Source organism: Pedobacter sp. 01N310 (assembly GCF_056399805.1).
Genome location: NZ_JBFTSB010000001.1, coordinates 160723 through 176929 on the forward strand (window position 1 = coordinate 160723; position 16207 = coordinate 176929).

At 40.1% G+C, this 16207-nt stretch carries 10 protein-coding genes; all 10 read left to right on the forward strand.

The genetic code is table 11. From position 1 onward, the window contains the following. Positions 1 to 249: 249 nt before the first annotated feature. The 10 genes from AC1DNH_RS00570 (at position 250) to AC1DNH_RS00615 (ending at position 16138) form a co-directional block, all read left to right on the forward strand. Positions 250 to 1647: an aminopeptidase P family protein gene (locus AC1DNH_RS00570; protein WP_477625062.1), complete on the forward strand. Its 1398-nt coding sequence runs from the start codon at positions 250 to 252 to the stop codon at positions 1645 to 1647. Between the two features lie 598 nt (positions 1648 to 2245). Next, positions 2246 to 3916 (forward strand): M1 family metallopeptidase, encoded by a 1671-nt coding sequence (locus AC1DNH_RS00575; protein WP_477609356.1) that lies wholly within the window; start codon positions 2246 to 2248, stop codon positions 3914 to 3916. A gap of 478 nt (positions 3917 to 4394) precedes the next feature. Further along, positions 4395 to 5312, forward strand: a complete 918-nt coding sequence (locus tag AC1DNH_RS00580) for a dihydrodipicolinate synthase family protein (RefSeq protein ID WP_029276121.1) — start codon at positions 4395 to 4397, stop codon at positions 5310 to 5312. 14 nt (positions 5313 to 5326) lie between these two features. Next, complete coding sequence (locus AC1DNH_RS00585; RefSeq protein WP_477584753.1) at positions 5327 to 6913, forward strand: aldehyde dehydrogenase (NADP(+)); 1587 nt, start codon at positions 5327 to 5329, stop codon at positions 6911 to 6913. Continuing rightward, positions 6906 to 7907 carry a 4-hydroxyproline epimerase gene (locus AC1DNH_RS00590; protein WP_477584754.1) on the forward strand — a complete coding sequence of 334 codons (1002 nt, stop codon included), beginning with the start codon at positions 6906 to 6908 and terminating at the stop codon, positions 7905 to 7907. The genes AC1DNH_RS00585 and AC1DNH_RS00590 overlap by 8 nt, the downstream gene beginning before the upstream one ends. Before the next feature lie 39 nt (positions 7908 to 7946). Next, on the forward strand, positions 7947 to 9188 hold the full coding sequence (locus tag AC1DNH_RS00595; protein ID WP_477625063.1) for an NAD(P)/FAD-dependent oxidoreductase: 1242 nt from the start codon (positions 7947 to 7949) through the stop codon (positions 9186 to 9188). Between the two features lie 313 nt (positions 9189 to 9501). Next, on the forward strand, positions 9502 to 10404 hold the full coding sequence (locus tag AC1DNH_RS00600; protein ID WP_215126077.1) for an AraC family transcriptional regulator: 903 nt from the start codon (positions 9502 to 9504) through the stop codon (positions 10402 to 10404). Positions 10405 to 10491: 87 nt separating this feature from the next. Then, positions 10492 to 12273, forward strand: a complete 1782-nt coding sequence (locus tag AC1DNH_RS00605; protein ID WP_477625064.1) for a DUF885 family protein — start codon at positions 10492 to 10494, stop codon at positions 12271 to 12273. Between the two features lie 42 nt (positions 12274 to 12315). Further along, positions 12316 to 13764 carry an APC family permease gene (locus AC1DNH_RS00610; protein ID WP_477584153.1) on the forward strand — a complete coding sequence of 483 codons (1449 nt, stop codon included), beginning with the start codon at positions 12316 to 12318 and terminating at the stop codon, positions 13762 to 13764. A gap of 76 nt (positions 13765 to 13840) precedes the next feature. After that, on the forward strand, positions 13841 to 16138 hold the full coding sequence (locus tag AC1DNH_RS00615) for a S9 family peptidase (protein ID WP_477610359.1): 2298 nt from the start codon (positions 13841 to 13843) through the stop codon (positions 16136 to 16138). Positions 16139 to 16207 lie beyond the last annotated feature (69 nt).

Consider the following 16207-nt stretch of genomic DNA (forward strand, 5'->3'; position numbering starts at 1 on the left):
ACTTATAAATACTCCGTGCCATCTATATCTCCCGTAGCTAAAAATTGTTAACGCTATCTATAAACTTTCTTTAATCATCCTATCAATGTGCAGATTTTACCCTTATTTTTCGCTAACCTGAAATTTATTGTGATTTTTGTGCCATAACCATAGCTTATAATTTGCAGATACCTCCCATATTTTAGCCATTATATTTAATTGTTATTGAATAAAAATAGCTTTTGGGATATTTGCCTAACACAAAATAATATGTTTGAAAAGAAAGTTTACCTCCAAAGAAGAGCAGCACTAAAATCAAAGATAAATTCGGGAATATTACTCTTTTTGGGTAATGAAGAAAGTCCGATGAATTATAAAGACAATACCTACCATTTTAGGCAGGATAGTACCTTTTTATACTATTTTGGGATAAGTGAGCCATCTTTGGGCGCTATCATCGACCTTGATGAAGATCAGGTAATCCTTTTCGGTGATGAAATGGGAATTGACGATATCGTGTGGATGGGCAGACAGAAAACATTGGAAGAAAAAAGTTTGGATGCCGGCTTAACCAAAGTTCTACCTTTAGCGCAACTGGATACTTATCTTAAGCAATACCAAGACAAAAAGCGTCAGGTTCATTTCTTACCTCCTTACCGCTCAGAGAATAAAATTAAATTGGCCAGCTGGCTTAATTTGCCTGTCGATCAGCTTAAAGAAAAAGCATCACTTAGTTTTATTAAAGCCGTTGTGGCACAACGATCGATTAAATCTGTTGAAGAAATTGAAGAATTAGACCGTGCAGCAGCAATATCGGCCGATATCCATTTAATGGTAATGCAACAGGCAAAACCTGGCATGTACGAACGCGAACTTGCGGCAAAAATTCAGGGTGCTGCATTGGCTTCGGGCGGTAATCTGGCTTATCCGGTTATTTTGACCGTTCGTGGCGAAATTTTGCACAACCACTATCATGGCAATCAGCTAAAGGAAGGTCAGCTGGTTTTGAACGACTCTGGTGTAGAAACAGCTTTAGGTTATGCAGGCGATCTTACACGTACTTTTCCGGTAGGCAAAAAGTTTAGTGCCGAGCAAAAAGATGTGTATGATATTGTATTGAATGCTTACACGCATGGCAAAAACATGTTGGCGCCGGGTGTAAGATACTTAGATGTGCATTTGGCCTCGTGTAAAATGCTGGCACAGGGTTTAAAAGATATTGGCCTGATGAAGGGTAATATAGACAATGCGGTGCAAGCCGGTGCGCATGCCATGTTTTTTCAATGCGGAACAGGCCATATGATGGGTTTAGATGTGCACGATATGGAAGATTTAGGTGAGCAATATGTAGGTTATACCGATGAACTGACTAAAAACACTGCCCAGTTTGGATTGAAATCGTTAAGGTTGGGTAAAGCACTCGAAGCAGGTTATGTGTTAACGGTAGAGCCAGGTGTTTATATTATTCCCGAATTAATAGACCGTTGGAAAGCCACCAACCAGTTTGCCGAATTTATTAACTACGATAAATTGGAACAGTTCAGAAACTTTAGTGGCATTAGGGTTGAAGACGATTTTCTGGTTACCGAAAGCGGAAGCAGGATGTTGGGTAAACATTTGGCCTTAACCACAGATGAAATCGAATCGATTAGAAGTGAAGCTTATTAGCTAGGGCGGTTATTTGGAATAACTGCTTTTTTTTGGAGCGCAGGGCTTTTCGGTTTTTTTAAAGGGTGGAGACCTTGAACAGACGCACAGAACCAGGGTTAAATAAACCTGATAGAACGGATGCTCCCGATCCTTTATCGGAGCAGGAGGGATAGCAGGACTGCCATAACCGATGAAAGACTGAAACTGCTTTTTAAATTAATATTTTGCTAAAATAACAACATCACAATTAATAAAGAGCTATTAAAAGGAACATAGATCTTTTAAAATAACTGTTGTTTTTTGTTTTGGAGCGCAGGGCTTTTCGTTTTTTTTAAAGGATAGTCCTGCCATCCGCTTTATCCCGATAAAAAACGGGATGCCCGCTTCTGTCAGGGCTAGATACCTTGGACAGAAGCACAGAACCAGGGTTAAATAAACCTGATAGAACGGATGCTCCCGATTTAAGCACGGTATATTTTATCTTTTATTGTGTGCTTGCTTGTTTCACAGGTTTCATCGGAGCAGGAGGGATAACAGGATTGAGCTAACCGATAAGTACTGCAATTGCTTTTCAAATTAATAATAACCTATTCAACATAATAACCAGCAAAAACATATGAAAAAACTAACCTCCCTAACCGTACTTTTCTTAACGTTTAGTACCATGCTTTTTGCGCAAAGCCCAAAAAAGGTTTACACTTTGGCCGATACCTTAAGGGGAAGCTTAAATGCCGAACGTACCTGGTGGGATGTGCAGCGTTACGAACTTTCTGTTAAACCCGATTATAATGATAAAAGTATAGCGGGCTCGAATAAAATCGTATACAAAGTAGTGCAGCATAATAGTGGTAATATGCGCATGCAGATCGATTTGCAGGAGCCATTAATTATTGATAGTGTTTTATACAACGGAAGTTCGAAGGTGAAATTCGAACATGTTGGCAGTGTTTGGTATGTGCATGTCCCAGCGCAAAAGTTATCTGCACTGAATAATGTTCATATTTTTTACCATGGAAAGGTTCATCAGGCTAAAAGAGCGCCCTGGGATGGTGGTTTTATCTTCACCACCGATTCGCTTTCGCGCCCATGGATGACGGTGGCCTGTCAGGGCCTAGGCGCTTCAGTATGGTATCCGAATAAAGATCATCAAAGCGACGAGCCTAATCTGGGCGCTTCTTTAACGATGACTGTTCCCGATACATTGGTAGCGGTAGGGAATGGGCGCCTGGTATTCAAGAAGGATAATCACGATGGTACCGTGACTTACCAGTACAATGTTAAAAATCCGATCAGTAATTATTGCATCATTCCTTACATAGGCAAATATGTAAATTTTAAGGAGAAATATGCTGGTGAAAAAGGTGCATTAGATGTGAATTATTGGGTACTCGATTACAATTATCCAAAAGCGAAAACTTATATGCCCGACCAGGTGCATAAAATGATGAAAAGTCTGGAGCATTGGTTTGGGCCATATCCTTTTTATGAAGATGGTTATCAACTTATCGATGCTTCGCATACAGGAATGGAGCATCAATCGGCAGTATCTTATGGCAATGGTTATAAGTTTGGCTATAGAGGTAGAGACATGTCGGGCGATGGTTGGGGCTTAAAGTGGGATTTCATCATTATCCACGAAAGCGGGCACGAATGGTTCGGCAATAACATTACCACTAATGATCTGGCCGATATGTGGGTGCACGAAGGTTTTACCAACTATAGTGAAACACTTTTTGTAGATTACATTTTTGGCAATAAAGCTGGGAATGAATACAATTTTGGGATCAGAAAAGGCATCCGGAATGATAGCCCTATTATTCCCCCTTATGGCGTAAATGCACAGGGCAGTGGCGATATGTATCCAAAGGGAGGGAACATGTTACACGCCATAAGGCATAGTTTAAATAACGACGAACTTTTTAGATCCATATTGCGTGGGCTCAACCAAACCTTTTATCATAAAACGGTAACCACCACTCAGATCGAAAATTATGTTTCAAAAAAAGCGGGTTACAATTTTTCAAAAGTTTTTGATCAGTACCTGCGTACGGTGCAAGTTCCTACATTCGAATATTACCTCAAAGGTGGCAAAGCTTTTTACCGATACAGCAATTGTGTTAAAGGGTTCAATCTGCCTTTAAGCCTGAAAAAAGAAGGCATTAAAGCGCTTAAAATTATCCCATCGCAAAACTGGCAACAGGTTGCGTTGGCTAAAGGTCAGGATGCGCTTTTTACAAAATCGGGTATCGAATTTATGTACTACCTAGAGGTGAAAAACACAAAATAATTGATCAAATAGGTTGCGTAGTAGGGTATTAAAGAGGCTGTATCATAATTATAGATTTGTCATCAAGAGCTTGTCGAAGGACTTGTTTAAATACCTCTTAAGGTGTTTCGACAGGCTCAACATGACATAATCTAAGGAGAAATTGCTTTTATTACAGTGCTGTTGGATGTTACCATCCGACAGATTTTATTAAGCTATTCTTTTTCGTGAGGATACCTTTTTTTGTTATATCTCATTTCTCCTACAAGAGCCTCAGCTTTTCCAAATCAATTGTGTCTGATTCAAATGGCGCATTTATAACCAATATCGGTTAAAATCCAATAATATTACTGTTTAGCAATCACCTAACTTTGAATGTCGTTTAACGGATTTATTACCGATATTTAATTAAATGATGATTTGCCAATTACCCGGCTTTTGGGTTAAAACGGGCTAGATTAATTTTTTGAATCATAATTATTAAAAACATAACATTACAATGAGTATCAAATGGACTGGGGTTTTCCCTGCTGTAACAACAAAATTTACGGCAAATGATGAGTTAGATTTTCCGGCTTTCGATTTAAATATCGAAGCGCAGTTAGAAGCAGGTGCTGAAGGGATTATCTTAGGCGGATCGCTTGGCGAAGCCAGTGTATTAACCGATGAAGAAAAGTTCGGTCTGTTATCGCATACCTTAACTGTTGTAAATGGCCGAGTGCCGGTTTTATTGAACATTGCAGAGTCGACTACAAAAAAAGCAATCGAAGTAGCTAAAAAAGCAGAATCGCTTGGTGCACAGGGTTTAATGTTGTTGCCGCCAATGCGTTATAATGCTGCTCCAGATGAAACTTTGGCCTTTTTTGGTGCCATTGCAGAAAGCACAAGCCTGCCGATCATGATTTATAACAATCCTGTTGATTATAAAATCGAAGTAACCTTAGATATGTTCGAGGTTTTGACAAAATATGATAACATTCAGGCGATCAAAGAATCAACAAGAGATGTATCGAACGTAACCCGATTGATCAACCGCTTTGGCGACCGTTTCAAAATATTTACAGGGGTAGATCCACTGGCGATGGAAAGTATTGTGATGGGGGCTCACGGATGGGTTGCAGGTTTAGTAGATGCTTTCCCGAGAGAAACAGTTGCCATTTTCAGACTGATTAAAGAAAACCGCATTGCTGAGGCGCTAACCATTTACCGCTGGTTTTTGCCTGTACTTGAGCTGGATATTCATGCAAAATTGGTACAGTACATTAAATTAGCTGAGGTAGCAACCGGATTAGGAACAGAAGCAGTTCGTGCACCCCGTTTACCAATAAGTGGCGCAGAGAGAGAAAAAGTATTGAAAATTATTAACGATGCATTAGCTGTTCGTCCGGAACTACCTGCAGGTAGCTGGGGAAAATAGTTTAAAAACCAAATATGAACGGAAAAAATATTGTAGCAAGCACCTATGTAGAAGTTAATGAAAGAAGCCTTAAAGCTATTAATCCCGCAACGGGATTAACGCTTGACGGTGAATTTTTTAAAGCGAACGATAGCCTTGTTAATGATGCCTTAACATCAGCAACATCGGCTTTCCAAAGCTATAGAAGCCTAAATAAAGATCTTAAAGCCGCTTTTTTAAATGCTATTGCCGATGAAATCGCTAATCTTGGCGGAGAGTTGGTAGACAGGGCTTCGGCAGAAAGCGGTTTGCCTTTAGGTCGTTTACAGGGCGAACTGGGCAGAACAACAGGCCAGTTAAGGTTATTTGCCAATCTGGTTGCCGAAGGCTCTTGGGTTGATGCAATTATCGATACTGCACTGCCTGAAAGACAGCCTTTGCCACGGCCTGATATTAGACGAATGCTGATCCCAATCGGGCCGGTAGTGATTTTTGGTGCAAGTAATTTTCCACTTGCTTTTTCAGTTGCAGGCGGCGATACAGCATCAGCACTAGCTTCTGGTTGCCCAGTAGTAGTTAAAGCACATCCCGCACATTACGGAACCAGTGCGATGGTAGGCGGTGCCATTATCAAAGCTGCCGAAAAAACGGGAATGCCTAAAGGTGTTTTCTCTTTGTTGTATGATGATGGTTATAACATTGGAGCAAGCTTGGTTCAGCACCCATTAACTAAAGCAGTAACGTTTACAGGTTCGTTTAAAGGAGGAATGGCCTTGATTAATCTTGCTCAACAGCGCGAACAACCTATTCCGGTTTTTGCCGAAATGGGAAGCATTAATCCGGTAATTTTTCTTCCCAAGGCAATAGAAAACCAGGCAGAAGAACTGGGTAAAAAATATGCTGCATCAATTACTTTGGGCGCTGGTCAGTTTTGTACCAACCCGGGTCTATTGTTAGCGGTTCAATCGCCGGCACTCGAAAATTTTAAAGCCGTTTTAAAAGAGGCAATTTCAACTATTCCATCTGCAACTATGCTTACCGAGGGTATTGCCAATAATTATGGTAAACTTTCAGCTGAGGTAGTAAATGAAGGTGGCGTTGCGCTTTTATCGGCATCAACAGTAAAAAATAGTGAACTTCAAAATCAATCGGAGGCGAAAGTTGCTCAGGTAAGTGCTGCTGATTTTATCAAAAATCCAAAACTTCGTGAAGAAATTTTTGGCCCATATTCGTTGTTGGTTGTTGCTCAGGATATTGCTGAACTTGAAAAAGCCATTGATGTTCTGGAAGGACAACTTACCGTAACCCTAATGGCCGAAAAACAGGAGCTTCAGCACTATCAAACTTTGGTAAATAAGCTGACTGATAAAACCGGAAGGATTATTTTAAATGGTGTGCCTACAGGCGTAGAAGTTTGTGCAGCTATGCAACATGGTGGACCGTTTCCTGCTACCAACGATAGTCGTTTTACTTCAGTTGGTTCAACAGCAATCAACCGTTTTGCAAGGCCATTGGCCTATCAGGATTGGGAACAGGAATTGTTGCCTGATGAATTGAAAGACGGAAATCCTTTAGGTATTTTCAGAACGGTTAACCAGATATTAACGAAATCTCATGAGTAAAACTTTTTTTTGTGTAGATGCACATACTTGCGGAAATCCGGTTAGGTTAGTTGCAGGCGGCGGCCCTCAGCTTATTGGCTCAAATATGAGCGAAAAGCGTCAGCATTTTTTGAAAGAATTCGATTGGATCAGAACAGGTTTAATGTTCGAACCACGCGGCCATGATATGATGTCGGGCAGTATTCTTTATCCGCCTCACGATCCAGCCAATGATGTAGCTGTGCTTTTTATCGAAACCAGTGGCTGCCTTCCAATGTGCGGCCATGGTACTATCGGTACCATTACTATTGCCATAGAGGAAGGATTGATTCAGCCCAAAATACCAGGTGTGATCAGAATGGAGGCCCCGGCCGGATTAGTCTTAATTGAATATAAGCAAGAAGGTAAAAAGGTTAAATCGGTTAAGCTGAAAAACGTAGCTTCTTACTTGGCGGCAGAAAATTTAGAAGTAGAATGCCCGGATTTAGGTACACTTACTTTTGATGTAGCTTATGGGGGTAACTTTTATGCCATTGTAGACCCACAGGAAAATTTTCCGGGACTGGAAAACTACACCGCTTCACAACTGATTACCTGGAGCCAGACCATCAGAAAACGCATCAACGAACAATATACTTTTGTACATCCTTTAGACCCGACGATAAATGGCTGTAGCCATGTGTTGTGGACCGGTAAAACAATCGACCCTACATCAACCGCCAGGAATGCAGTTTTTTATGGCGATAAAGCCATCGATCGGTCGCCATGTGGAACAGGCACCTCAGCCCGTTTAGCACAATGGTTTGCTAAAGGAAAATTAAAACAAGGAGAAGATTTTATCCACGAAAGTTTTATCGGCAGCAAATTTATCGGAAGAGTAGAAGAAGTTGTAGACTTAAACGGAATTAAAGCTATTATACCAAGTGTAGAGGGCTGGGCAAAAGTTTATGGTTACAATACCATTAAAATAGATGCCGAAGATGATCCATATGCATATGGATTTCAGGTGATTTAGTGAGTTTTTAAAAGAATATCAGCAGTATAAATTAAAAGAATGTCGAAAGTATTAATTATAGGTGGTGGAATAGTAGGTTTAACTTCAGCGTATTATCTGCAGAAAAAAGGCTACGAAGTTACAGTTTTAGATAAAGGAGATATTACCGACAACTGCTCTTTTGGTAATGCCGGGATGATTGTACCAAGCCATTTTGTACCCTTGGCTGCACCGGGCATGATAAAACAGGGTATCCGATGGATGTTTGACAGCAAAAGCCCTTTTTATGTTCGCCCATCTTTAAATGGGAACCTCATTAACTGGGGTTTGAAATTTATGAAGCATGCCACGGCAAAACACGTAAGCCAATCGGCAGCACCTTTACGCGATTTATCGTTACTGAGCAAAAAACTATATGAAGGCTTGGCAAAAGAGCCTGATTTCGATTTCGAATTAACCAACAACGGCATTCTGGCATTTTATAAAACAGAAAAAGCAGGAGAAGAAGAAGCGCATTTAGCTGCAAGGGCAATTGAACTGGGTTTGGATATGGCTGTATTAACAGCCGAAGAATGCCGCGCATTACAACCCGATTTAAAATTAGATGTTTTAGGCGCAGTACATTATCGTTGCGATGCACATCTTTACCCAACAAAGTTGATGAATGCTTTGCTTCAATATTTACTAAACAATGGTGTTAAGATAGAACGTGGCAGAGAGGTTGATAAAATTGAAACGGCAGGCAATCGCATTATGAAGGTTTTTACAGGCAATACTGCCTGGGAAGCCGATCAGTACGTTTTGGCAACTGGTTCATGGTCGCCTGCTGTGGCTAAAATGGCCGATGTTAAAATATCTTTAATGCCAGGTAAAGGTTATTCTTTTATGGAACCGGAACCTCAGCAACGGCTAACTATTCCGGCATTGTTATGTGAAGCCAGGGTGGCCATAACACCAATGAACGGGCAGATTAGGTACGGCGGCACAATGGAGTTAGATAAAATTAATACCCGCATTAATATGCAAAGGGTTAAAGGGATTGTAGAATCGGTTCCAGTATATTTTCCAGATTTAAACCCCGCACTTCCGGCAGAAAAAGATATCTGGTATGGTTTCCGTCCGTCATCACCTGATGGTTTGCCTTACATTGGCAGAAGCGAAAAAAGAGAAAATCTAATTATCGCTACGGGCCACGGTATGATGGGGTTAAGTTTAGGTCCCGCAACGGGTTTGTTGGTTAGCCAGATTGCTTCGGGCATGGCTACTGATCTAAAAATGGAGCCATTTGCAGTAGTTCGATAATATACTAAGGAAGTCAAGTTTTTAAAACTTGACTTCCTTGACTTAACTTCACAATTCCCCCAAAAAACGCCGAAATGCATCGCTAATCTAAAAATAGCAAACTTCGCCCGTCTAAATTAATCGTTTTAGATCTTGCTTTACAGCAGGTTAACTAAATATATAGTGATTTACAAGCTGCAGAATTCATCATCAAATCCGTCATATATTATCAAAGTATAGCAGTATTTTAACCTTATTTAAGTTTTATTGGTTTATTTGAGTTAATATTTATACATTCATTTCGTAATCAAACTCAACCAACTAAACCGAAATTATGAAAGTATTACCATTTACCATGCTTGTTCCTGATGACAAGAGTGTGATATCGGAACATATTGAACTTCCATATTTTTACCAGTATCTGCACCGACATGATGAGTGGCAGATTACTTACATAGAAAAGGGAGAGGGGACGTTAATTGCGGGGAATGACATGCATGCTTTCCGATCGGGTGATATTTTTGTAATTGGGGCAAAACTTCCACATCTTTTTAAAAGCAACCCTGAATATTTCTCTGCTGATAACAATAAAACAATCAAAGCATGTTCTATTTACTTTAATCCTAACGGTATTTTAGCTGCTTTGTTCAATCTTCCCGAAATGAAGATGGCAAGTGGTTTTTTAGCTAAACACAAACATGGTTTCAAAATTCCTGCTGCTTTTACTAAAAACATGGTRACCAAAATGTTCAATGTTCACCAGGCATCAGGAGTTGATGTGCTGTTTAACTTCTTGAAATTGGTTAACAGTCTTCAGGATTTAAATGAGAATGTAGAATCGTTATGTTCGGATATGTATTCTTCTAACGTAACCGAAAATGAAGGGATGCGATTGAGCAAGATCATTAACTTCATTACCGAAAACTACAACAATCAAATTTCTTTAGAAGATGTAGCCAATGCCGCGTTTATGACTCCTCAGGCCTTCTGCAGGTATTTTAAGAAACATACCGGACATACTTTCGTGTCCTTTTTAAACGAAGTTAGAATTAACGATGCCTGTAAAAGCCTTATTTCGGGTGAGAAAGCCGATTGCATTTCAGGTGTAGCCTATAAAGCTGGTTTCAATAGTATTACCAATTTTAACCGGGTATTTAAAAGTATTATTGGCCAGTCGCCAAGAGCATACATCGATACTTATAATAATGTGAGCAGGGTGAGCTACGTAGGCGCTTAAACAAAAAACACTTTTATTTTTTTAAAAAAAGCTAGCCATTTTTTCAAATGGAGGCAAATGCTATTCGTTAAATTTAACCAACTCTAAATGCAAAACAAATTGAAGTTTTTTGCCCTTTTGTTAATGGTAAGCCTGTTATCAGGTACTTTTGTATTAGCCCAAACTTCAAACGAAAGTTTGTACGAACAAACCAGCGAAATGGGTACGCTGATAGTAGGCTACCAAAGGGATATGGATGCCATTAACGATTTCTACTATCCTTATTCTGCAGGAGGTACTTATTCTTTTCCGATGACTACTTTTAAAAGCCCGGAACAAAGAAAACGCCTGCAAGACATCAATAAAGATTATTTAAGTAAGTTAAAATCAGCCAAATTTGAAGGCTTTAGTATTTATGGCAAAGTAGATTATATCCTCCTTAAAAAACAGATAGAATCTTCTGTTTGGCTCTTGGGCAAAGAGGAAACAGAATATAATGCCCTGTCTAAATATTTCACCTTCGCCGATGCGATTTATGCACTCGAAAAACTAAGAAGAAGGGGCACTTATAAAGAAGGATCTTTACTGGCTGTCCAGATGACCGAAATCGCGAAGCAGATTGATACCCTGAGCCAAAATTTCACAAAGCAAGCAAGCCTCAAACCCGATCAGCTTAAAATGGCAACGGCCATAACCTTGAGTTTAAAACACCGTTTAAAAGGTTTTTATCAGTTTTATATGGATTATGAACCTGGTTTTACCTGGTGGGCACCTAAACCTTACGAAAGGTTAGATCTTGCTTTGACCAATTACGCTAAGTTTTTTAACGATAAAGGAGATCCTGTAGCTGGGGCAAAATCAAACAAACCAGAAATTAAGGGAAATCCCATCGGAAGGGAAGAACTGATCAGGCAATTAAATGCAGAGCTTATTCCTTATACACCAGAAGAACTGATTCAGCTTGCCGAAAAAGAATTTAAGTTTTGCGACGAAGAACTTTTAAAAGCATCAGCAGCAATGGGCTTCGGTAAAGACTGGAAAAAAGCTCAGGAAAAAATCAAGAATAGCTACGTACCCTTAGGTAAACAGCCAGAGTTGATTGTAAAACTACAGGATGATGCCTTAAGCTTTATAAAAGCCAACGATCTGATCAATATTCCGGCGCTTGCTGAAGAAACCTGGGGTATGGTCATGATGTCGGCAGAACGCCAATTGGTAAATCCATTTTTTACTGGTGGGCGCGAAATCAGTATTTCTTATCCAACAAATTCGATGGAAGAAGATGATAAGTTAATGAGTATGCGTGGTAACAATCCTTATTTTTCAAGGGGAACGGTACAGCACGAACTCTTGCCTGGTCATCATTATCAGTATTTTATCAATAACCGTTATAAAAGCTATCGCGATCCTTTTAAAACCCCTTTTAGTGTAGAAGGCTGGCCATTATACTGGGAGCTTTTACTCTACGATAAAGGTTTTGCCAAAACTCCCGAAGAAAAAATGGGCATGCTTTTCTGGCGCATGCACCGTTGTGCCAGGATTCTTTTTTCGCTAAACTTTCACCTGGGTAAATGGACTCCTCAACAGTGTGTCGATTTTCTGGTCGATCGTGTAGGGCACGAACGCGCCAATGCAGAAGGCGAAGTACGAAGATCTTTCAAAGGCGATTATAGTCCTTTATACCAGGTGGCTTACCTTACCGGCGGTCTTCAGCTTTTTGCCCTGAAAAAAGAACTGGTTGATAGTGGTAAGATGAGCTTTAAAGCTTTTCACGATGCGGTGATTAAAGAGAACTTAATTCCTGTAGAAATGATCAGGGCTACTTTAACCAATCAGCCCCTAACCCGCGATTTCACTACCTCATGGCATTTTTACGGCCAGCTTAAATAAATAAACTCACCAAACCATTTGAACCACCAAGCAACAAAAAACATGATTGAAAAAGAAACCACACAATTTAAACCCTCACTTAAATTGATGGATGCAACAATGCTTGTAGCCGGAAGTATGATCGGCTCAGGTATTTTTATTGTAAGTGCCGATATTACCCGGAATGTAGGCAGTTCTGGTTGGTTGTTAGTGGTTTGGTTAATTACAGGCTTTATGACACTTACCGCTGCTTTGAGTTATGGCGAATTAAGTGCCATGTTCCCAAAGGCGGGCGGACAATATATTTATTTGAAGGAAGCATATAATCCGCTGATCAGTTTTTTATATGGCTGGAGTTTTTTTACGGTAATCCAAACGGCAACTATTGCCGCAGTAGGCGTGGCATTTGCCAAGTTTACCGCATATCTCGTGCCTGCACTAAGTGAAGATTTAGTAGCCATCGATTTAGGTTTCTTTACCATCTCGCCCGCTCAACTATTGGCCATTGGGGTGATTATATTACTCACCTATATTAACAATAGGGGGGTAAATGGCGGTAAAGTGATCCAAACCACCTTTACAGTGGCTAAATTGCTAAGTCTGTTTGGTCTTATCGCATTTGGACTTTTCTTTTTAGATAAAGGAATCTGGAAAACCAACTGGGAAAATATGTGGGTTTTAGGACCGCTATCTGCCGATGGAAATATCGGCTCTTACACCACTTTGGCGGCTTTCGGTGCCATTGCGGCGGCGATGGTGGGTTCTATATTTAGTAGCGACTCCTGGCACAACGTTACCTTTATTGCGGGTGAAATTAAAAACCCTGCACGTAATATTGGCTTGAGTTTAGCTTTAGGTACGATTATCGTAACAGTACTCTATATCCTTACGAATGTGATGTATACCGGGGTACTTTCATTACATGATATCGCCTATGCTGATAAAGATCGGGTTGCAGTTTCTGCTGCCAATCATATCTTCGGTACAGCCGGTACCATCATTATTGCATTAATGATTATGGTTTCAACTTTCGGTTGCAATAACGGTTTAATTATGGCTGGTGCCAGGGTATATTACTCAATGGCCAAAGACGGGCTTTTCTTTAAAAAAGTAGGTACACTCAACAAAAATGCAGTTCCTGGTTTTGGGCTATGGATTCAGTGTATTTTTGCTTGTTTATGGTGTATCAGCGGAAAATATGGCGATCTGTTGGATATGATTTCGTTTGTAGTGGTGATGTTTTATATGCTCACCATTTTCGGAATTTTTATCCTCCGTAAAAAGCGACCTGATGCCGAGCGGCCATACAAAGCTTTTGGCTACCCTGTGCTGCCAATCATCTATATGATAATGGGGCTGGCTTTTTGTGTATTGCTGATTATTTTTAAACCTAAATTTACCTGGCCTGGATTAATCATCACTTTAATTGGTATACCGGTTTATTACCTGATTAAAGGAAGTATTGCCCGCCAGGATTCGAAAGCAAAAGAAGCGGTTGATGTGAACGGTTAAAATATTGATGTTATTCATCAAAATCTAAAGGAAATCAGAAAAACCGTAGCATTATATTTACCACAAAAAATCTGTAATGACCACTTATCCAAGCGCTAAAAAAGCAATAGCGATCATCTTATTAAGTTTTGTTTCCTCTCAGCTACTGGCACAGCAAGCGGGTTTGCATCCTTATGCACCAAGTGCTGCTGAAATGGCAAATGCTTACCAATTATCTACTAAGCTGGATACCGCATTACGCAATATCCCAACCAATAATGATCTTATTCCCTTTTGGAAAAAAGACGGAAGTGCATTTTGGTATAAAAAGAACCTTCCTAACAGAACATGGGAATATTATTATGTAGATGCTGCAACAGGTAAACGTAGCGCGGCATTTGATAACAATAAACTGGCTGAAAATATAGAAAAGATAACGGGTAAAAAGCAGAATCCATTAAAACTTCAGTTTGCTGAATTGTATTTCGCCGATCAGGGTAATACAGCAAAACTAAAAATACAGGATAAATGGTATGAATTAAACTTGAGCGATTACAGTTTAGCGGACACGAAAGACACAACAATTTATCGTTACAATGCCAAAAGACCTTTGCAGCAAAGCAGATCGCGCTGGCAACGGAACCGTGAATCCAGAAAATCGCCTGACGGCAAAAGCGAAATCCTGATCCGTGGTGGCAACTTATTCGTGCTTGATCTAGCTACCAAAGCAGAAAGCCAATTGAGTACCGATGGTAGTGCCGATAAACCATATGGCGAATTTGCATGGTCGCCCGATGGAAAAAATATTGTTGCCTATAAAATCGATCCGAAAGAGACTAAAAAAGTACATTATGTATTAAGTTCGGTTCCTGGCACTACCCGTGGTGAATTAAAATCGAGAGAGTATGCACAGCCTGGTGACGATTTTACCGCTTATCAGCCCTATGTTTTTAATGTAACAGCTAAAACTGCCATTAAAGTAGATGCAGAACCGATAGATTTCTTTGGTGCACCAGAATTGCATTGGCGCAATAATAACAGCAGGTATTATACCTATGAGAAAGTAGATCGCGGTCATCAACGTTTTAGGGTAATTGAAGTAGATGTCTTAACCGGAAAAACCAAAAACATTATCGACGAAAAAACAAAAACCTTCATTTATGAGCGGCGAATTTATACCCATTACTTACCTAAAACAAATGAAATATTGTGGACCAGTGAGCAGGATGGATGGCAACACCTTTATCTGGTTAATGGCATAACAGGAAAACAGACGCTGGTTACCAAAGGCAATTGGGTAGTTAGGGATATCGATAGTGTAGATGTGGTTAAACGCCAGATTTGGTTCCGGGCAAATGGAATGGATGCTGGTGAAGATCCTTATTTTATCCATTATTATAGGATTGGGTTCGATGGAAAGGGACTGGTGAATCTTACGCCCGAAAAAGGTAATCATATCCTCAGTTTTTCTCCTGACCGCAAATATTATATCGATACTTACTCTCAGGTAAATGTACCGCCTGTTAGCGAGTTAAGGTTAGCTGCGAGTACCAAAAAAATAAGCGAAATAGAACATGGCCAAACGGCTATTTATTTAGCTACAGGAGTTAAACTGCCCGAAGTTTTTGTGACTAAAGGAAGAGATGGCATAACCGATATTTGGGGCATTGTTTGCTTCCCTTCAAAAATGGATCCGAACAAAACTTATCCTGTTATCGAAAATATTTACGCAGGTCCTCATGATAGTTTTGTGCCCAAAAGTTTCTTACCTGCCAGTGAAATGCAGAGCATTGCCGAATTAGGCTTTATCGTAGTACAGATTGATGGAATGGGTACCGCCAACCGGTCTAAGGCTTTTCATGATGTATGCTGGAAAAATATAGCAGATGCAGGTTTCCCTGACCGGATATTGTGGATGAAAGCCATGGCGGTGAAATATCCAAATGCTGATATTTCAAGAGTGGGGATTTATGGCACTTCGGCGGGTGGGCAAAGCTCAACTGGTGCACTGTTATTTCATCCCGAGTTTTATAAAGCTGCGGTTTCTGCCTGTGGTTGTCACGATAACCGCATCGATAAACAATGGTGGAACGAACAATGGATGGGCTATCCCGTAGGGCCGCACTATGGAGAACAATCTAACATTACCAATGCACCAAAATTACAGGGTAATTTATTTTTAATTGTTGGTGAAGCGGATGAAAATGTACCCCCAGAATCTACCTACCGACTTGCTGATGCATTGATCAAAGCAAATAAAGACTTTGATATATTAAGCATTCCGGGTATGGGCCATAGCGATGGTGGTATTTACGGACGGAGGCGTAAACGCGACTTCTTTGTAAAACATTTATTGCATGCCGAACCACCAAACCCGAATTTTTTGGTTCAATAGTCGTTGGTTGATAAGTGATTAGCTACTTTTTTGTTGGCCATTTGCTCATTCAAAATTTAATAACACAAT

What these genes read in the sequence shown, in the direction of transcription:
- AC1DNH_RS00570 (WP_477625062.1), top strand. Translation starts at nt 250, where the DNA reads ATGTTTGAAAAGAAAGTTTACCTCCAAAGAAGAGCAGCACTAAAATCA.
- AC1DNH_RS00575 (WP_477609356.1), top strand. Translation starts at nt 2,246, where the DNA reads ATGAAAAAACTAACCTCCCTAACCGTACTTTTCTTAACGTTTAGTACC.
- AC1DNH_RS00580 (WP_029276121.1), top strand. Translation starts at nt 4,395, where the DNA reads ATGAGTATCAAATGGACTGGGGTTTTCCCTGCTGTAACAACAAAATTT.
- AC1DNH_RS00585 (WP_477584753.1), top strand. Translation starts at nt 5,327, where the DNA reads ATGAACGGAAAAAATATTGTAGCAAGCACCTATGTAGAAGTTAATGAA.
- AC1DNH_RS00590 (WP_477584754.1), top strand. Translation starts at nt 6,906, where the DNA reads ATGAGTAAAACTTTTTTTTGTGTAGATGCACATACTTGCGGAAATCCG.
- AC1DNH_RS00595 (WP_477625063.1), top strand. Translation starts at nt 7,947, where the DNA reads ATGTCGAAAGTATTAATTATAGGTGGTGGAATAGTAGGTTTAACTTCA.
- AC1DNH_RS00605 (WP_477625064.1), top strand. Translation starts at nt 10,492, where the DNA reads ATGCAAAACAAATTGAAGTTTTTTGCCCTTTTGTTAATGGTAAGCCTG.
- AC1DNH_RS00610 (WP_477584153.1), top strand. Translation starts at nt 12,316, where the DNA reads ATGATTGAAAAAGAAACCACACAATTTAAACCCTCACTTAAATTGATG.
- AC1DNH_RS00615 (WP_477610359.1), top strand. Translation starts at nt 13,841, where the DNA reads ATGACCACTTATCCAAGCGCTAAAAAAGCAATAGCGATCATCTTATTA.